Source organism: Exiguobacterium sp. B2(2022), from assembly GCF_028823655.1.
In the GTDB taxonomy this organism is placed as follows: domain Bacteria; phylum Bacillota; class Bacilli; order Exiguobacteriales; family Exiguobacteriaceae; genus Exiguobacterium; species Exiguobacterium aestuarii_A.
Map to the genome: position 1 here is coordinate 1 of NZ_JAPEHX010000012.1, position 18,011 is coordinate 18,011.

The window sequence follows — 18,011 nt, forward strand, 5'->3', positions numbered from 1 at the left end:
ACGACCGTGTCGCACTATTCGTTCATCGAGATGATGCGGCAAAGGCAAGAGAACTCTTAAAATAAGAAGAAGGCCAAATCCAATATTTGGCCTTCTTCTTATTTATGTACTTGTCGTTCAGAGCAATAGTAGGCAATTTGTTTAACGAGCGGTTCTGTCAACGTCTCAAGATTTGTTTTGCTGATGACCTGATTGACGAATGCGAAAGAGTCACCACAATTTGCCTTGACCCGCTTAAGCTTCAACTGTTCCGTCTCGGGGAAGATCAAGAAAGAATAGACCGGAATCGCTTGCCCACACTCCTTTTTCAACCGTGCCCGCACTTGTTTCGTCATTCGCTCTAGCTCTGTGAGAGGATGTGGGTAGATATGCTTCCATCCCATAGACGTCTCCGTCCGACACTCGCGATTCGTTAAATGGACAGGGGCTGGAGTTCGATTCAATTGAATCAAGAATACACCTTTCGGCCCGACGAGCACGTAATGAACGAGGTCCTCGCCAAATTCGACTTGTTCAATCATCATCCAATCAAATCGACAGGTGTGCCTGATGTTTTCGACGAGATGATCTGTATAGCTTGTCGGTGCTTTCATCACTTCTTCTTTCGTTCGAAACAGCTTCCTTGTTTGTTGTTTAACGGGTTGTTTCTCCGTAGCCGTTAACACTTGCAACATTCACTCCACCCCCTATTCCTTATTCGCTTGGCCCCACTTGCTTTCCGAAGACTGCTTTTTCAAGATTTGAAATACGACGCAACATATCATAGTTCGACGCAACGGGTTGCGCTGGTTTTGTAGGTTCTGCCACTGGTGCCGATTCGCGACGCAATGAATCATTTTCTTTCTGAAGCCGTTCGATTTCTTTCGCCATCTTTTCATAATCGCGGATGACGACATCTAAAAATTGATCGACTTCTTCTTGCGAGTAGCCTCGTAATGCCGTTTTAAATTCTTGTTTATAAATTGCCTCTGCCGTTAATTCGGTTTGCATTGTATCACTCCCATTGTTGTTCCCATTGTTTTTCTTCCTCAATGACACGTAAATCTTCCTGTGTGATGAGAAAGACCTCCATATTCGGCTTTCGCCGAGCCCCTTCGACTAGAAAACGGGGACTTCCCTCCGTTTCTTCGTCATACAAGGTAATCAATCCTTCTGCTTTATCTAAAAAGAATGCAGTTTTTGCGCGTAATTGACTCGGATCCTCATATGGACGTTGCGTCAACGGTTCAAAGAAATCTGCTTCGAGTTGAAGTTGAACAAACAATTCTTGTTCGAACGGTTTATAGCGTTCGTCCATATTTAAGAACGGAGGAAATACCGCAATTTTAATCGGATATGTTTCTCTTAACTCTAACAATACTTGTCCGGCCCATAATTCACAACCGTTCGTTCCACTAAAGATGAACCATTCAGCACCTAATTCAATGACTTCCAGGATTTTTTTTCGGTAAGCTTCTTGAATGATGTCGATTCCCGGATGGTCCGCTTTGAAAATCCCAAGTTCATGGGGACGATATCCTGTGACGGCTACAACTTTCATGATCGCTTCCTTTCTAGACGGGCAAGCCGATGTTCGAGCTCTGCCTTCTCGCGATTAACGGTTTGACGCAAAACGGTGCGCTTTTGCTCGAGCAGTTCAATCGCACGTTCCGTGTAATCAATCGCAAGTGCGACGTCCTTCTGCTTATGCTCTGCGTACTTGGCGAGCTCCACGTACCCTTCAGTCGTATGCAACGATTCAAAGAGCGGGATTGCTTGCTCCATACGACCTGTTCGTTTCAATAAGAGCGCTTGCCGCATGACCGCTCGCTTCGAAGGGTCAGATAGCTGTTCGAATTCTTTAAGCGCCTGCTCCTGCTCCCCTAGGTCATGCAACCAATGCGCACGCTCTTCTCCGAAATCGGTCTCAGGAGTCATGACGAGTTGACTGAGTCGCGTGTAAAGAGAGACGAGGCTCAAACAATCCGCATGATGGTGCTCAAGGACCGGCATGAGAATCTCAGGGTTGCGCTCTTTGACGTACTGAAAATAATGCATCGGAGCTAAAAATCCAGGTAGATCGTCCGTCCGTCCATGACCGAAATACGTTTCGACCGCTTTGAGCGACACCGATTCTAACCTCGGTTTCAACAACCGTCTTGCCGCATGCAATAGATCGACATGACCGACGGAAGGCAATGCTTTTACCCGTGATTTGACAAACGTATGTCTTGTTTTGATTTGTGGCCAGTCAAAAGACTTTCCATTATAGGTGACGAACCGTACCTCATCCCCGATGTCCTGTAGAAAATGATAGTAAAAAGCAGTCTCAAAGGCAGGATGAGGCAAGACATACTGAATCATTTCAAGCTGTTCCGCACGAATCCGTGCAAATCCGATCAAGAAAATCGACGTCCCGGACCCACGTAATCCGGTCGTCTCTGTATCCATAAACAAGACTTGATCCGGTTTTAAGTCGACCGCGAAAAACGGATGTTCCGTTTTCTGCATCATTCGTCTGGCGTCTCCGAACGCATAGTCGTGATAAATCTCATCAAGCGGATAGGTGTTTCGGATTCGTACACACCATTCTCCTTCGAACGTTAAAATTTCCCCACCTTGTTCAGTCCATTTCTGTTGTTCCACTTCATCAGGTGAGGTAACGCGCGGGCGTTCGACAGGTTCTTTCGTTTTAATCAATCTTGATAATTTTGCTTTCATAACGATCCTTTCAAAGCTTGTAACTGACGGATGACTTGATGCTTGAAGTCTCCATATCCAATCATACCGACACAGCGAGGGCATCCACTCTCACAAGGACAATCCGATACCGTCCGCTCTGCTGCCTCGAGCACCATGTCTGCATCTTTATAGAGCGCCTCACTGAGACCGATGCCACCAGGATAACGGTCATATAAATAAACGGTCGGTTTATTCGTATGAGTCGACTTCATTTGAATGGTTGTAAATAAATCGAGCGTATCACACATGAGATAGAGTGGGGCAAGCCGTCTGAATAAGTCACTGACCGCTTCGAGTTGATCTTCAAGATCTGCCTCCGAATAAGCAAAACGTTCATCTAATGTGAACCATGTCGCCGTCGTATGCAGTTCTCGCTCCGGAAGATGAATCGGGCCTGACCCAATATTCTCATGCGTCCCAAATTTGATTTTTTTGAAGAGCGTGGCCATCGCAATGACCGACACTTCGCCAAACGTTTTTGCACCATCCGTTTTGTTCTCTTCGAGCACTTTTAATTCTACTGCCAGATTCGCATCCGTATAGTAGTCGACATCGACACGACGGACGAACGCCTTCTTCTCTTCAAAGTCTAATTTTTCGACCTGATACTGTTCAGCTCCGTGTAAATAAATTGCTTCATCGTGTAACAAAGTCATCGCGCTGAACGTATCCATTTCACCGATCACTTGATGCTTCGCAGTTTGGTCGACGATGACGACATTCTCTTGGTCGCTCGTGCGAAGGGAGATATCGTGTGCCGGGAATGAATCGGTCATCCAATAGTATTTATTCGCTCGTTCGTGTAGCACTTGTGCGTCTGTTAGGAAATCTAAAATATCCTCTGTGTCGACCGTTCCGAAACGCTCTCCTTTTTGAAACGGTAGTTCAAATGCGGCACACTTCATGTGGTCGACTAAAATGATCAAGTTGTTCGGGTCAAGACGAGCCGCTTCCGGCGAACGGTCTAAAATCATTTCAGGCTGTTCGACGACGAGTTGATCAAGAGAGGAAGACGATGCGACGAATACGACGAGTGATTCAGAATGACGACGACCTGCACGACCCGCCTGTTGCCAGAGTGAGGCGACGGTTCCAGGATAGCCATTGAGGACACATGCTTGCAATTGACCGATATCCACACCGAGTTCTAACGCGTTCGTCGATACGACTGCTTTGATTTCGCCATTTCGTAAGCGCCGTTCAATCTCGCGACGTTCAGACGGAAGATAACCTCCTCGATAACCGACGATTGACTTTGGTCCGAGTTCTCGTCGTGTCAGTTCTTGTAAATACGTCAGAAGCACCTCGACTCGGACACGTGAACGTGCGAAGACGATGGTCTGGATGTTCGCTTCCACGAGCTTCGACGCGATTCGTTTCGTCTCAAGCGTTGCACTTCTTCGGATTCCGAGCGCCTCATTGACGACAGGAGGATTGTAGAAGACGAGGTGTTTCTTCCCTTGTGGCGCCCCGTTCCGGTCAATCAACACGACTTCTTCTTCCGTCAATAACTCGGCGAGTTCTCGCGGGTTGGCAATCGTCGCAGAAGTCATAATCCATTTTGGGTGACTCCCATAATAGGCACAAATTCGTTTCAAGCGACGAAATACGTTGGCCACGTGACTGCCAAACACGCCACGATACGTGTGCAGCTCATCGACGACGATGTATTCTAAGTTTTCAAATAGACGAATCCATTTCGTATGGTGCGGTAAAATACCGGAATGTAACATATCCGGATTGGTGATGACGATATTCCCCGCATCCCTGACTTTCGTTCGGGCAGCGGGAGACGTATCCCCATCATACGTGAAGCATCGTAAATTCCCTTCAAGTGCCTCGACCATCTCCATCAAGTCACTATTTTGGTCCTGGGCGAGCGCTTTTGTCGGGTATAGATAAAGTGCACGTGCTGTCGGTTTTTCAATCATTTTTGAAAGTACCGGCAAGTTATAGCACAATGTTTTCCCTGATGCGGTAGGGGTCACAATGACGGTCGAATGACCGCCAGCCGTTTGTTTCACAGCCTCAGCTTGGTGCGTATACAGTTGCTCAATTCCCCGATTTTTCAACACGTTCGTCAACTGTTCCGGTACTTGCTCTGGAATGGGTGCATATTGTGCCGGACGTGCATCGACTGTATGCCAGTGACGAACGTTTTTGGCAAAGCTCGGGTCTTCTTTTAATTCTTGAATCATCTCTTCGACGGAGCGTGATTTTCGCATCAGTTCACCTTCTTTTTTATGAGTTCGAAGGTGCAAGTTCGACTACGGTTTGTCGGATCGATTGAATCCGTTCATCTCGTATCATTCTCGATACAGCGGGCATTTTTAAAATGGTCATGTGTTGAAACGTATCAGCCACATGTGCATTCTCTTCTTCGAGGCGGATGAGCGCGTCTGAAAATAGACGTTGTGTCGATCGACCGAATAAGACAATGGTATGTAGCTTCGTACATTTCGAATGAACCGCTAATAGATGTTTGGCGTAGCGTTGCACCGTTTTATAATAATCTTCGTCTGTCGATAACTGTTGACGGTTGCCACGAAGTAAGTCCGGATAGTAGGATTCTTCACCCGTGAACATCGTTTCGACTCCGATTCGTTTTAAGTAAGAATGTCCAATCGCTTCAGCGACGGTTTGATCTTGGATGAGACGTCCGAGTGGAATCGACTCTTTTAATAACAGATGGGAAAGCTTTAATCCGAGATGTCCACTGAGCGGTACGCCGAAATCGTCGTCTTGCAGTCGATCCATAACAAATAACACTTTCATCTTTCGCTTTAAAGAGAGTTGAACCATGTGTCACCATCCTGTTCCCTTTCTTTTCATTATAACAAAGTCATACGAAAAACAGGGCGCACAATGTCGCCCTGCCTTCCTTAGTTATTTCCGTTATTCGAATTGCCGTTCCCACGTTCCGTGGCTGGCGATTCATTATTCGATTGACCTTCTAGCGGAGCACCTGGATCTTCTCCATCCGTCGGTTGGTCTGTTCCTTCATCCGTACCTTCATCGGTCGCTGGCTCATCAGGATTTTGTTCCTCAGTGGTATCTTCATCGTTTTCGTTGCCGTTTCCGTTACCATTGTTACTATTGTTCCCGTTACCGTTGTTCTCGTCCGATGGGTTGTCTTCGTTATTCTCTTCGTCAGAAGGACTTTCTTCTTCCTCATCCTTCGGTTCTTCTTTTGGTTCAATGGAGTAACTTGCTTGTGCTGGGGCAGATTGCTGTTCACCCGTCAATGGGTTTGTCGCCTTGGCGACGATGGTGAACGTTGTGTCCCCTTCAGCCAAGTTCGAAATATCAATACTCGTCTCTCCCGTCGTACCGACGACTTGTTCACCGCCTTCGGCTGACTGTTGCGTCACGGTGAATGAGATGTCTGAGTAACCATCTGCTTGTGCGCCATCAAAATCGTATGACCATGAGACAGAACCGGCTTGTGAACTTTCGTCATAATTGACGCTTGCACCCGTTGGAGCAGTCAATTTCTCAGGTTGAAGGTCTTTTGGCTTCGTCCCTTTGACATAAAGTTCATTCCCGAGTGATAAGACAGAGTCTGGACGTTGGAAGCGGTCTGGTTGACCTGAAACATTCGCTGCCTCTAGCATCATATAGTCAAAATAGTATTGGGCATAGTCAGGTTTAAACAGTGCTTCAGTCTCTTCATTTGATACGGATTTACCTGTCCAAACAGAAATTGAATAATCTGTTGAATACCCTGTGAACCATTTATCTTTCGGAATGACTCGTTCAGAACCTTTTACTTCTTCATTCGTTGTCCCTGTTTTTCCTGCGACATCGAAAGAGAATGGGTCAGGTACATACGTTCCGTCAGAGGCACTTACGACATCACGTAGCATATCTGTCAACATGTAGGCCGTATAGTCTTCCATCGCCTGTTTCGCTTTGACTGGCGAGTTGATGCTCGAACCGTCATTGAACTCAATCTTTTGAATCAAATGCGGTTTCGTATACATCCCATTTGTACCGAGCGCCGCATAGGCTGCTGCCATTTGCGTCGTACTCGCCTCTGCTGTACCCAGCGTGTTTGATTCAAGTAATTCATCACCAGCATATACCGGTTCGATTCCAACATTCTTTACAAACGATTCAATCGCCTCTTGACCGTACTCATCCCGAACTTCTTGGAAGGCACGAACTGCCGGCGTGTTCGCTGAAATCTTCAAATATTGACGCATCGTATTTGGTCCACGGAAACCTTGATAATAGTTATTCGGTTTAAATTTCCCTTCAAGTTGTGCATCAAGCAATACTTTTCCGGTCGACCATTGTCCGTTCTCAATTCCCGGACCGTAGTCGAAGAACGGCTTCGCCGTTGATCCAATTTGATACTTCTCGTTTGAATAGTCACGGTACGTCGTATCACCTTGTTTTGCTTGCTGACTATCAACAATCGCGACAATCTCGCCCGTCTTCGTATTCAGTACGGTCGCACCCATTCGGAGCTGTTCCGGGAAATTATCTACCATCGTACCGGTACTATTCGATTTGATTTCACTATTGATTTTCGTGTGCAATTCTTTATTGATTGACGTATATACTTTTAGACCTGTTCCGTAGATGTCTGACTGTTCAAGTCCGAAGTCCTCTTCTAGCTCTTTAAGCACGCGTGAATAAATCGCACGTGTGAACGCCTCTTCTTCCGTCTCTTCACCAGGTGAGATGACGTCTGCGATGGCAACATCAAGCGCTTCGTTATACTGTTCTTCCGAAATGTGGCCGTCTCGCTTCATCGCAGACAAGACTTGTTCTTGGCGATAACGCGTCAACTCTTGGTCACCATTGATTGGATCGTATGCACTTGGACGTTGCGGAAGGCCTGCAAGGATTGCCGCTTCTTGATAATTGACCTCAGAGACCGGCTTGTTGAAGTAGCGCTTCGATGCAGTTTGTACACCGTATCCACCACTACCATAGTAGTTTTTATTTAAATACATCTCTAAAATCTGTTCTTTCGTATACTCACGTTCAAGTTTGAGCGCGAGCCACTGCTCTTGAAGCTTCCGCTTCAACTTCTTGTCTGTTGAAAGAAACGACTGTTTCACCAACTGTTGCGTGATGGTTGACCCACCTTCTGCACCGAAACCGTCAGTCAAGTTGGCTACGACCGCGCCACCGATCCGACGTAAGTCGATTCCGTTGTGCTCATAGAAACGACGGTCCTCAATCGAGACGACCGCTTGTTGCATCACTTCTGAAATATCGTCAATGGAGACGTATTCTCGAATTTGACCGGCTCCTTCGAGCGGTTCACCTTCAGCAGAGATTAGCTGAATCGGATACGTATCGACGAGTTTTTCTTCGTCAAGCTCTGGTGCCGTTGCAATCGCATATACGGTATATGCCCCGAACGCGATGACTGCTGCAATAAATAATAAGAAACCTAATAAAAAGATGCGTTTCCACATCGGTTTTTTACTTTTCGTCTTTGGTTGTTTCCCAGTTTTTTTGCGTTTATTCGTCGTCGAATCTTGTCGACGTGCGACCCTACTTCGCTCCATTCATGGTTCACTCCTTCTATTCAATCGAGCCATTGATCGAGCACCGCCAAATAGTCAATCGACGGCAAGGCTCTCGTCGGAACTTCAATCGCTTCCTCTTCGATAAAACGAAGTGGAATTGACTTGCGTCCCATCAATCGTTGTTCCCACCACTGAACAAGTTGTTCCGTGGTCAATACATATTGCGTATTATAGCGACTAAAGCGGATGATGACAAAACAAATCCCTCCATGGCGTTCGCACTCGCGCATGTGTTCAATCTGGTGCTCGTGAAAGTTGCCGAGCGGAAACGACGTCTTATTATTCGTTTCTTTCGCTTCAAAGTCAATGTACTTGCCGCGATACACCCCATTGTAGTCAGTCGTGGATGCCTGTTTGAAATAGGCTTCCGTCACTTTGGCTGCACTTCGTTTTGGGTAGTCGACTTTGACGATTTGTAACGGTGTCGGTTTCTTATGGATGACGGCTCGTTGATGGATTCGATAAAATTCATTCGTTTCATTCAACAATGTCTCCAAATTCATTCCGCGATTCGCATAGGTTGGAGAATTCGAGGGTTGTTTCGAAATTCCTTCCTCCTTTGGTGTCTTTGTCACTTTTGCTTTTTTACCGTTTGGATAATGGAACAATGTTGTCACCCCATACATACATATTAACAGGTCGCTCCACTCGTTCCTTCCGTCTCAGGTCTGATTGTCGACTTCTGTCGGTCGACACTTGTGTGGATTTACCGCAACACATATCGTACCAAACTCCCGTATGTTAAACTAGTATGTAAGCGATTGTGTATCCAAATTGAAAAGCTCTCGTCACGTAAGACTTGATTGTTTTTCTATGATAATAGCACCTCTTCTGTTTAACCAAGATTGTACATCGATAAACCTAATTGATGTCATTCTGAAAAAAAGTGTGCAATACCTGTGCAATGGACGGCTGGAAATGCCGTCTGGAAATAAAATAGAATGCTTAAAGACGTTACTGTTAAGCCGTTTTGGAGGGATTGGATGGAAAGTGGAAAGAAGTATGTCATGTTCGTCGACGAAACAGGTACACCGAAAGGAAACACGCAGTTCAATTTGACTGGTGTTCTGATGGAGTACAAATATTCAATCGATGCGGATGAGACTGGAATGCCATGTGAATTGAAGCGACGTCTTCACGCGTTCAAGCGAGATGTTTTTAAAACCGAGCAAATCCCGCTTCATTTAAAAGAAATTTTAAAAGCCGAGCATCCTTATGGGAAAGAAGATGGCATCACGATCGACATGTTGCGTGATTTTTGGGACAAGCTACCTGATTTTTTGCGAGGAATCGATTGTACAATCGTCAGTGTTGAAGTCGATAAACAAAAACTACATGACTTTTATTCGACGCCAAAAGATCCGTATGTAGTCGCCTTCGCCCACTTGATGAAGTCGTTCTATGCGTTTTTAGAGGAAACAGAGGCGGTCAGTGCACGCGTCGTCCTCGAATCACGAGATGATTACCAGAACTTACTCATTCAAAAAGCATTTTTTGATATTTTCAACTCGGGCACGGTCCATCTCGATGTCGAAAAGAGTCGTCAAAAAATTAAAGGGTTCATCTTCTCTGAGAAACAGAACACGATGTATCAATCCGGTTTAGAAATCGCTGACCTCGTCTGTCTCCCACTTTCACGTGTCCGTCGAGGTGTGATCGAGGTAAAACCACGGTTCGTCCATTATGGGGACGAGAACCGAATCTTTAAAGCAATCAAGGACAAAATTTACATTCGTAAAGAAAGTCCAGACCAAGATTTCCGCAACTGGGGCTTCAAAAAGGTACCCATCACGAAAAAGCGTCGTGAGTGGAGCGACCATCCTTGGAATCATTAAACAAAAATGCATCGACACACATGTGCCGATGCATTTTTTATGTCGTGACTTTCGCGGACTTCATTCGTTTCTTTCCTTCCCGACACATATGAAGAAGCGGGCACGTCTCACAGGCAGGTCGCTGGGCTTTACAATGATAGCGTCCGAAGAAAATAAATTGATGATGGAGTTGTGACCACTCCTCGCGTGGGAACTTCTTCATCAACGTATCCTCGACTTGACGGACGTTATCTTTCCAGCGGCAAATGCCAAGACGCTTCGACACCCGCTCGACGTGGGTATCCACGGCAAAGGCCGGCTCAAGGAACGCGACCGACAGGACGACGTTGGCCGTTTTACGACCGACACCTGGAAGGGCCTCAAGTGATGCCCGGTCCGACGGCACGATGCCGCCATGCTCGTTCACGATTTTTTCAGAGAGTGCCTTCACGTTCTTCGCTTTGTTCCGATACAATCCAATGCGTTTGATCAACGCCTCAATCTCTGAAACGTCTGCCGCAGCCATCGCTTCGACTGTCGGAAACGCTTCAAACAAGCCCGGTGTCACCTTGTTGACGAGGGCATCCGTCGCCTGGGCGGAGAGGGCCACGGCGACCACTAATTCGAATGGGTTTTGATGCGTCAGTTCGCAATGCGCATCCGGGAACATTTGCCTCATCGTATCAGACACTTCTTGTAACTGGACTTTCGTCAACATCATTTATTCCTCCGTTGATATTCCACGACATCCTCAAGCGTCTCGACTTGATGGTCCTGCCAGACGCGTAAGATTTTATCCATGTATTTGAAGTTTCGAACATTCCGAAGTTTCGCTTCGCGTAACGCGGCCATAATTAGTTCTTCGCTGAAATTATCTTCCGTCATCCATCCGACGATTTGTTCAATCTCGAACGGAGTGATCGTCCCAAATTCTCGTTCGAACGTATGGATGATATTTTCATTCAACGTCTGTTGCGGTACAACTTTCTCTTCTCCTTGCAACGCTTCAAACAGAGGTATTAAGCTGTATCGCTCGCCATTACTCGAAGCGTCAATGGCAATCAATTCTTTCTGCAACAAGCCGAGTAACACAGAGCGCGCCTCATTCTCAGAGACGTTCAACCGTTTTCCTAATTCGCTTGGGAGTGGCATGACGATGCCTTCTCCCGTCATTTCAAGAAGATGGACGATGAGACTGAATTCGACAGGCGATAAGTCGAGTCGTCTAGCGTCAGTGAACAGTTTGCGCGGAATAACGACCGGACTTTGCTCGAATAATTGAATCAATTGATGTGCATCCATGTCGCACTTCCTTTCTAAGACACATCAATCGGGGAGGACATGACGTCTTCCCCGATTAATCGTTAAGGGTGGATTCGGTTTAATAAACGTGGGAATGGAATGGCTTCACGGATATGCTCGATTCCACTGATCCATGCAACCGTACGCTCAAGTCCGAGTCCGAAACCAGAGTGCGGGACCGAACCGTATTGACGAAGTTCGAGATACCAGTCGTATGCATCCGTTTCATCAAGACCTTCTTTGATGATCTCTTCTTTCAAACGATCGTAATCGTCTTCACGTTGTGATCCCCCGATGATTTCTCCATATCCTTCTGGTGCAATCAAGTCTGCACAAAGAACGAGCTCAGGATTCTCAGGGTCCACTTTCATGTAGAACGGTTTGATTTCTTTTGGCCAGTGCGTGATGAAGACTGGCTGGTCGTGTGCGTTAGCAATCGCCGTCTCATGCGGTGCACCGAAATCGTCGCCGTATTCGATATCGTCGAATCCTTCTGATTTCAAGAATTTGATTGCATCTTCATAACGGACACGTGGGAAAGGTGCTTTCACTTGTGCCAACTTCTCAAGGTCACGTCCAAGGAATTCAAGTTCATCCTTACAGTTCTCAAGCGCGGATTGTGCGATGTATGAGACGTATTGCTCTTGAATCTCAAGGTTCATGTCGTGATCGAAGAACGCCATCTCTGGCTCGATCATCCAGAACTCAATCAAGTGACGACGTGTTTTTGATTTCTCTGCACGGAAAGTCGGTCCGAACGAGAAGACTTTACCGAGTGCCATTGCAGCGGCTTCCATATACAATTGGCCCGTCTGTGAGAGGTAAGCGGATTGACCGAAGTAATCTGTCTCAAACAACTCTGTCGTGCCTTCTGGTGCACTGCTCGTAAGGATTGGTGGATCGATTTTGACGAATCCTTCTTTATTAAAGAATTCATACGTCGCACGAATGATTTCGTTACGCACTTTCATGATTGCGTGTTGGCGACGTGAACGGAGCCATAAGTGACGGTTATCCATCAAGAATTCCGTTCCATGTTCTTTCGGTGTGATTGGGTAATCCACTGACTCTGCAATCACTTCTACATCTGTCACTTCTAATTCAAACCCGAGTGGCGTACGTCCACCATCCGACTTGACGTTACCTGTCACCCAGACAGAAGTCTCTTGTGTCACACCTTTAGCAAGAGTGAACAATTCTTCAGAGACGTCAGCCTTCACGACGACCGCTTGTGCAAATCCGCTACCGTCACGTAGTTGAAGGAAGGCAATCTTCCCGCTAGAACGTTTGTTGGCAATCCAAGCTCCGACGCGGACCGTCTGTCCTTCGTAGTCTTTAAATTGGTTAATCGAAATTGTTGTCATGTTCATTTCCATCCTTTCGCTTATCGAGCACGCTTCGTAATGAAGTCTTCTACTCGATCGAGCGCTTCTAATACGCGTTTTAATTCTGTTGCATATGATAATCGTACGTAGTCTTCCTGTCCAAAACCAGAACCTGGAACAAGTGCCACGTTTGCCTCTTCAAGTACTGCCTCGCACCAAGCATCGACTGTGTTGTATCCACTCTCAGTCGCGGCAACTTTCGCATTGGCATATAAGTAAAATGCACCTTGTGGCTTCAAGCAAGTGATTCCTGGAATTTGTTCGAGACGGTTGTAAACGATGTCGAGTCGCTCTTCGAATGACTGACGCATCATCTCTACATCATCCTGTGGTCCATTGTATGCCTCAACCGCTGCCGCCTGAGCGACAGATGTCGGGTTTGATGTGGAGTGAGACGCTAAGTTTGTCATCGCGCTGATGATTGTCGCATCACCAACGGCATATCCGATACGCCACCCTGTCATCGCATGAGATTTTGAGACACCGTTGATGATGATCGTACGTTCACGCATATTCGGTAATGTCGCAATCGATACGAATGTTGCGTCACCGTAAATCAACTTCTCATAAATTTCATCGCTCACGACGAGAAGATTATGTCGAAGAACGACATCGGCGAGTGCCTGTAACTCTTCTTTCGTGTAAATCATTCCTGTCGGGTTTGAAGGGCTGTTCAATATGACTGCCTTCGTACGATCTGTAATTGCACGTTCGAGCAGTTCAGGTGTCAATTTGAAGGATGTGTCTTCATTTGTATCGACATATACAGGTTCACCGTCAGCGAGTTTGATTTGTTCTGGATAACTGACCCAGTAAGGTGTCGGGACGATGACTTCGTCACCTTCATCTAAAATCGCTTGGAACAATGCGTAAAGCGCATGCTTTGCACCCGAAGCGACCATGACTTCATTCCGCTCAAACGTCAGCTGGCTGTCCCGTTTCGTTTTTTCAATGATGGCGTCCTTCAACGCGACCGTTCCGCCCGAAGGTGTATATTTCGTATCGCCATCACGAGCCGCTTGACACGCAGCATCGATGATTCGTTCCGGTGTATTGAAATCAGGCTCACCTGCGCCGAGTCCAATGACATCTTTGCCCGAAGCCTTGAGCGCCTTTGCTTTAGCTGTAATCGCTAATGTTGTCGACGGCGTGAGTTGTTTCACTCGTTTCGCTAATAGATGTTCCATCATTATCCCCCTCTAATTCGTCACATTTGATCGGTCAATTGGACGCGTCGAATAAACTCTCCAGTCTGTAACGTGTAATACGAATACGTATAAGATGCGTCTGCCTTTGTGACCACTTCGACGAGCGCTCTCTCGTCGAATCCGTACTTACAACTGATGAGTTGTCCGCCTGTATCTTGGACAGAACGAGCGCAGACATCATTCGCATTCACTTCACCAATTTCACGTTGTTCAATTTCGAACTCGTCATCGAGTGGAACGAACCAAATCGAGTCTCCGTCCTCTTCCTGAAAAACGACGTATGCCTCTGTCCCATTGAACAGCTCTCCTTGTCCCACTTGAACGTCTGGCGATTCCTCGTTCAATCGAATCAAGGCTTCCTCGATGAGTTGTTCCTTTTGATTTTCTGTGTGTCCAATCGTGAATCGATACATCACGCTAAAGACAAGGACGACACCGAGCAGTGCCGCCAGTAACGAGACGATCCATTTTGTTTTTCTGGTCATTCTGTACGATAGATGGTGAAGACCATCTCTTCCTTCTTCGGATCATTCACTTTCTTTTCAAGCGAAAGGCCGAACATCAAATCTTGACTTTTTAACGTCCGATTCAATAAATCGACAATCTTATAAACGTCCGCCGTCGGTTCGATGCGCACACTCGCAAGCGTCTCAATATTCGAATTCATGTTGACTCCTCCTCCAAAACCTATACGTATCATTATAAAACGATAACATCATGATGCCTAGCGTTATCTATCATTTCTTGTCACAGAGTTTTCCTTTTCATCTAAGAACAATTCTAACTCGGATAAGGATGTCTCTAGCGTCCCTTCAATCCGCTCCACCTTCGGTAAGCTATTGATGAATTGTTTCCCGTAACGAGTCGTCTCGACACGGCGATCGAACACAAAAATCGCACCATAATCCGATTTCGATCGAATCAATCGACCGACACCTTGTTTGAAACGAATGACTGCTTGAGGAAGCGAAAGCTCGAAGAATGGGGATTTCCCCATCGATTCAATTTTTTCCGAACGGGCTTGCATGATTGGTTGATCAGGCGGCGCGAACGGAAGACGTACGATGACGAGGCACGTCAACGCCTCACCTGGAATATCGACACCTTCCCAAAAGCTGGCCGTCCCGAATAAAATCGACTGTTCCATCCGCTTGAACTGTTTCGTCAATCGGCTTCGCGATCCCCCACTGACCCCTTGAGCAAGTAGCGTATAAGAAGGGTCGAGATGATCTTTTACTTGTTCGTAAGTGAGACGTAACAATTCATTCGAGGTGAAGAGGACGAGCATTCGCCCTTTTGTCACGTTTGCAATTTGAACAATCGATTGAGCGGTCTGATCAACGAACTGAGGAAGCGGCACATCATTGATCAACGGGAAGTCTGACGGAACAAACAGTTTTGCCTGTTCCTTAAAGTTGAACGGTGAAGGCAATACGACTCGTCTGACCGGTTCTCCTTCAAGTCCGAGTCGTCGCTCCATAAAACTAAACTTGCCCGAGACTGTCATCGTCGCTGACGTCAAAATCGTCGGTCTCTTCTTAAATAATCGTTCGTGCAGCAACGGACCGATTTCAACCGGTTGCGTGTAGACCGATGTCAATTTACGGTTGCCTAAATTCAACTCGACCCAACTGACCGCATCATCATTGCGTGTCAACATCGTCTCATAAATGACACTTTCGAGCTCACGGACGTCGCTAATCAATGTTTTCAAATCACTCAAAAGTGCGCGTTGTTTGAACGTCATGTGTTCTTTACGCTCATCGAGCAGTCGATGGAGATGTCTGAGTGACGTCCTTAATGTACGTAACTTGTCCTCTAATCGATTCGCCACTTCACGAATCGGTCTGAATGATGCGCCTTCTCGCTCGAATCGAACAGTTTGTCGAGGTTCTTTTTTCTTTCCTAGAGACTGTAGTGCCGTCAAGAGGTCTTCGAGCTCTTCTTCGACCCGTGCGAGCGCAGAATCAATCTGTTGACTGAACGCTTCTGCCTCTTCTGTCACAGACGTCAAATCGGCTAGCTGAATGATCCGAGAATGAAACTTCCCGTCCGCACCGTATCCGAACCATTTGAACAACCGATCAAATTGGATGGCATCAAACGTCACACCGAAATGGTGAGAGGCCACTTCTTCGACTTGATGTGCCTCGTCTAAGACGAGCGGTGTATCGGTCGGTAAGATGCCTGCCTGATGTTGCAAATCAGAGAATAAGAGCGCGTGATTCGTGACAATCAAATCTGCTTCTTTCGAACGGAGGACTGCTTTTGTGAAAAAGTCTCGGCTATACCAAGGGTCGAACCGTCCGAATTCACTTGAAGCATCAGCTTGAATCAACCGTTTAAAAGAAGCTGGACCTTGTGTCGCAGATCCTGGGAATGAGAGTTCTTCCAAATCCCCCGTCTCTGTTTCGGTTAACCAGACGAGTACCATCGCTTTACACATCGAAACCAACAATCCATCATTCGATTCATCGAGCACCATCTCGAATTTACGTAAATCGATATAGTTCCGTCTTCCTTTCAACAAGGTAAATTCAATTTCCGGAAAGATTTGTCGAAGTACCGGCAAATCCCGGTTCAGGAGCTGTTCCTGCAATTGAATCGTATGCGTACTGATCACGACAGGACGTTTCGTCTCAAGTGCATGATGAGCACTCGGGATTAAGTACGCCAACGTCTTCCCTGTTCCCGTCCCTGCTTCGACTAACAACGTTTCCTCGTCGTCTAATGCTTTATAAACGTGACGCATCATTTCAAATTGACTTTGTCTCGGCTCAAATTGATCAAAGATTGACGGGAGCGTTTCTTCGATCGTGCGAAGGAGAAACGGTTCAAAGGGTTCTCGTTCTTCTGCCGGAACGAACGTATCGCTTGGACGGTGTAACGCAATCTTCCGATGAATATCAAAACTCGTTTCGTCGTCTGGTCGAATCCCAACCTCGAGGATGATTTCATCGAGCAACGGCTCGACATGACTCGTCCACGATTCAGACAAATCGCGAAGTCGTTTCAATGTCACGACAGGTAAATCGCGCAAGCGCTCGAGCATTCGGATAAACAGCTCGGCCGTTGCTTCCGCATCACTAAGTGCGCGGTGTGCGTCTGTATGTACGAGGTCGAATGTCTCAGATAACGCTTCTAGGGCATGACTCTCAAGTGTCGGGTAGAGGATGCGAGCGAGTTCAACCGTATCAATGGCCCTCCCCTGAAACGAAAGATAGCCCGCTTGTTCAAGGCTCTCGTTTAAAAAAGTTAAATCAAATGCGACGTTATGCGCGACAAACACCCGTCCATCTAGCATTTTCCAAATGTCGGGAATCACTTCTTCAAATGTTGGTGCATCACTTACGTCATCATCGCTAATCGTTGTTAATTGCGTAATAAAAGGTGGGATTGGTCGACCCGGTCGAATCAAGGTGCTGTAGCGCTCGATCACTTCACCATCTTGTACAACGACCGCCGCAAACTCAATCAGTTCATCACCGGACTTTACGGAATGACCCGTTGTCTCTATATCCACAATCACATACGTGTCCATAACATCCATCCCATCTTAGGCACGCTCGTGCTTTCTGTCTGTCTCATCTTACCATAGAACGAACGACGAAAAAACGAGGATGTCTTTGTCGACACCCCCGAATGTTTTATAAAATCGTGTGAGCGATTTCTTCATAAAGAAGTTGATCGACCTCATTTTGCTCGTTCAATACGGCTACTTTTGGACGATGCGTTTTCGCTTCTTCTGCAGTCATTTGACCGTACGCCATGATGATGACAACATCACCAACCTGGAAATGTCTTGCTGCCGCACCGTTTAAACAAATCACACCAGAACCACGTTCGCCTTTGATGACATACGTCTCGATACGAGCGCCATTGTGGTTGTTCGTGATGTGCACATGTTCATTTTCCATGATGCCTACTGCATCCATCAAGTCCTCATCGATTGTAATCGAACCGACGTAGTGTAAGTTTGCTTCTGTCACCGTTGCTTTATGAAGCTTCGCGTGCATAAATGTACGAATCATT

General features: G+C 46.6%; 17 protein-coding genes. 1 reads left to right on the forward strand and 16 read right to left on the reverse strand.

Annotation, left to right across the window (positions count from 1 at the left end):
- Positions 1 to 98 precede the first annotated feature (98 nt).
- The 8 genes from ON063_RS03590 to recU all read right to left on the reverse strand — a co-directional run bounded on the left by ON063_RS03590 (position 99) and on the right by recU (position 8,896).
- Positions 99 to 674 (reverse strand): NERD domain-containing protein, encoded by a 576-nt coding sequence (locus tag ON063_RS03590; protein WP_214691935.1) that lies wholly within the window; start codon positions 672 to 674, stop codon positions 99 to 101.
- A gap of 19 nt (positions 675 to 693) precedes the next feature.
- Positions 694 to 990, reverse strand: a complete 297-nt coding sequence (gpsB, locus tag ON063_RS03595) for a cell division regulator GpsB (RefSeq protein WP_214691933.1) — start codon at positions 988 to 990, stop codon at positions 694 to 696.
- A gap of 4 nt (positions 991 to 994) precedes the next feature.
- Positions 995 to 1,540, reverse strand: a complete 546-nt coding sequence (locus tag ON063_RS03600; RefSeq protein ID WP_214691931.1) for a DUF1273 domain-containing protein — start codon at positions 1,538 to 1,540, stop codon at positions 995 to 997.
- The gene (locus tag ON063_RS03605) at positions 1,537 to 2,700 is read right to left on the reverse strand and encodes a ribonuclease H-like domain-containing protein (RefSeq protein ID WP_274664266.1); all 1,164 of its coding nucleotides are present in this window, start codon (positions 2,698 to 2,700) and stop codon (positions 1,537 to 1,539) included. The genes ON063_RS03600 and ON063_RS03605 overlap by 4 nt, the downstream gene beginning before the upstream one ends.
- Entirely contained in the window at positions 2,697 to 4,946 is a 2,250-nt protein-coding gene (locus ON063_RS03610) for a DEAD/DEAH box helicase (protein ID WP_274664267.1), read from the reverse strand. Before ON063_RS03610 ends, ON063_RS03605 begins: the two co-directional genes overlap by 4 nt.
- A 16-nt stretch (positions 4,947 to 4,962) precedes the next feature.
- Positions 4,963 to 5,523: a hypothetical protein gene (locus tag ON063_RS03615; RefSeq protein ID WP_214691926.1), complete on the reverse strand. Its 561-nt coding sequence runs from the start codon at positions 5,521 to 5,523 to the stop codon at positions 4,963 to 4,965.
- 80 nt (positions 5,524 to 5,603) lie between these two features.
- Positions 5,604 to 8,249 carry a transglycosylase domain-containing protein gene (locus tag ON063_RS03620; RefSeq protein ID WP_274664268.1) on the reverse strand — a complete coding sequence of 882 codons (2,646 nt, stop codon included), beginning with the start codon at positions 8,247 to 8,249 and terminating at the stop codon, positions 5,604 to 5,606.
- Between the two features lie 20 nt (positions 8,250 to 8,269).
- Entirely contained in the window at positions 8,270 to 8,896 is a 627-nt protein-coding gene (recU, locus tag ON063_RS03625; RefSeq protein WP_274664269.1) for a Holliday junction resolvase RecU, read from the reverse strand.
- A 357-nt stretch (positions 8,897 to 9,253) separates the two neighbouring features.
- Here recU and ON063_RS03630 point away from each other — a divergent pair, with 357 nt between their 5' ends.
- Positions 9,254 to 10,105, forward strand: coding sequence for a DUF3800 domain-containing protein (locus tag ON063_RS03630; RefSeq protein WP_198930015.1), 852 nt, complete (start codon positions 9,254 to 9,256; stop codon positions 10,103 to 10,105).
- A gap of 37 nt (positions 10,106 to 10,142) precedes the next feature.
- On the opposite strand, the gene nth is transcribed toward ON063_RS03630, so the two are convergent.
- From nth to panD, 8 genes are all read right to left on the reverse strand, one after another.
- Positions 10,143 to 10,802, reverse strand: coding sequence for an endonuclease III (gene nth, locus ON063_RS03635; protein WP_214783622.1), 660 nt, complete (start codon positions 10,800 to 10,802; stop codon positions 10,143 to 10,145).
- The gene (locus ON063_RS03640) at positions 10,802 to 11,386 is read right to left on the reverse strand and encodes a DnaD domain-containing protein (RefSeq protein WP_214783625.1); all 585 of its coding nucleotides are present in this window, start codon (positions 11,384 to 11,386) and stop codon (positions 10,802 to 10,804) included. Before ON063_RS03640 ends, nth begins: the two co-directional genes overlap by 1 nt.
- A 62-nt stretch (positions 11,387 to 11,448) precedes the next feature.
- Positions 11,449 to 12,750, reverse strand: coding sequence for an asparagine--tRNA ligase (gene asnS, locus ON063_RS03645; protein WP_074034607.1), 1,302 nt, complete (start codon positions 12,748 to 12,750; stop codon positions 11,449 to 11,451).
- Positions 12,751 to 12,770: 20 nt separating this feature from the next.
- Positions 12,771 to 13,958: a pyridoxal phosphate-dependent aminotransferase gene (locus ON063_RS03650; protein WP_274664270.1), complete on the reverse strand. Its 1,188-nt coding sequence runs from the start codon at positions 13,956 to 13,958 to the stop codon at positions 12,771 to 12,773.
- Between the two features lie 20 nt (positions 13,959 to 13,978).
- Complete coding sequence (locus tag ON063_RS03655; protein ID WP_214783631.1) at positions 13,979 to 14,464, reverse strand: hypothetical protein; 486 nt, start codon at positions 14,462 to 14,464, stop codon at positions 13,979 to 13,981.
- Positions 14,461 to 14,646: a YpmA family protein gene (locus ON063_RS03660; RefSeq protein WP_015881492.1), complete on the reverse strand. Its 186-nt coding sequence runs from the start codon at positions 14,644 to 14,646 to the stop codon at positions 14,461 to 14,463. The genes ON063_RS03655 and ON063_RS03660 overlap by 4 nt, the downstream gene beginning before the upstream one ends.
- Positions 14,647 to 14,709: 63 nt before the next feature.
- Positions 14,710 to 17,520: an ATP-dependent DNA helicase DinG gene (gene dinG, locus ON063_RS03665; RefSeq protein WP_274664271.1), complete on the reverse strand. Its 2,811-nt coding sequence runs from the start codon at positions 17,518 to 17,520 to the stop codon at positions 14,710 to 14,712.
- A 106-nt stretch (positions 17,521 to 17,626) separates the two neighbouring features.
- Positions 17,627 to 18,010 carry an aspartate 1-decarboxylase gene (panD, locus tag ON063_RS03670; RefSeq protein WP_015881490.1) on the reverse strand — a complete coding sequence of 128 codons (384 nt, stop codon included), beginning with the start codon at positions 18,008 to 18,010 and terminating at the stop codon, positions 17,627 to 17,629.
- Between the last annotated feature and the right edge of the window lies 1 nt (position 18,011).

What these genes read in the sequence shown, in the direction of transcription:
- ON063_RS03590 (WP_214691935.1), bottom strand. Translation starts at nt 674, where the DNA reads ATGTTGCAAGTGTTAACGGCTACGGAGAAACAACCCGTTAAACAACAA.
- gpsB (WP_214691933.1), bottom strand. Translation starts at nt 990, where the DNA reads ATGCAAACCGAATTAACGGCAGAGGCAATTTATAAACAAGAATTTAAA.
- ON063_RS03600 (WP_214691931.1), bottom strand. Translation starts at nt 1,540, where the DNA reads ATGAAAGTTGTAGCCGTCACAGGATATCGTCCCCATGAACTTGGGATT.
- ON063_RS03605 (WP_274664266.1), bottom strand. Translation starts at nt 2,700, where the DNA reads ATGAAAGCAAAATTATCAAGATTGATTAAAACGAAAGAACCTGTCGAA.
- ON063_RS03610 (WP_274664267.1), bottom strand. Translation starts at nt 4,946, where the DNA reads ATGCGAAAATCACGCTCCGTCGAAGAGATGATTCAAGAATTAAAAGAA.
- ON063_RS03615 (WP_214691926.1), bottom strand. Translation starts at nt 5,523, where the DNA reads ATGGTTCAACTCTCTTTAAAGCGAAAGATGAAAGTGTTATTTGTTATG.
- ON063_RS03620 (WP_274664268.1), bottom strand. Translation starts at nt 8,249, where the DNA reads ATGGAGCGAAGTAGGGTCGCACGTCGACAAGATTCGACGACGAATAAA.
- recU (WP_274664269.1), bottom strand. Translation starts at nt 8,896, where the DNA reads ATGTATGGGGTGACAACATTGTTCCATTATCCAAACGGTAAAAAAGCA.
- ON063_RS03630 (WP_198930015.1), top strand. Translation starts at nt 9,254, where the DNA reads ATGGAAAGTGGAAAGAAGTATGTCATGTTCGTCGACGAAACAGGTACA.
- nth (WP_214783622.1), bottom strand. Translation starts at nt 10,802, where the DNA reads ATGTTGACGAAAGTCCAGTTACAAGAAGTGTCTGATACGATGAGGCAA.
- ON063_RS03640 (WP_214783625.1), bottom strand. Translation starts at nt 11,386, where the DNA reads ATGGATGCACATCAATTGATTCAATTATTCGAGCAAAGTCCGGTCGTT.
- asnS (WP_074034607.1), bottom strand. Translation starts at nt 12,750, where the DNA reads ATGACAACAATTTCGATTAACCAATTTAAAGACTACGAAGGACAGACG.
- ON063_RS03650 (WP_274664270.1), bottom strand. Translation starts at nt 13,958, where the DNA reads ATGGAACATCTATTAGCGAAACGAGTGAAACAACTCACGCCGTCGACA.
- ON063_RS03655 (WP_214783631.1), bottom strand. Translation starts at nt 14,464, where the DNA reads ATGACCAGAAAAACAAAATGGATCGTCTCGTTACTGGCGGCACTGCTC.
- ON063_RS03660 (WP_015881492.1), bottom strand. Translation starts at nt 14,646, where the DNA reads ATGAATTCGAATATTGAGACGCTTGCGAGTGTGCGCATCGAACCGACG.
- dinG (WP_274664271.1), bottom strand. Translation starts at nt 17,520, where the DNA reads ATGGACACGTATGTGATTGTGGATATAGAGACAACGGGTCATTCCGTA.
- panD (WP_015881490.1), bottom strand. Translation starts at nt 18,010, where the DNA reads ATGATTCGTACATTTATGCACGCGAAGCTTCATAAAGCAACGGTGACA.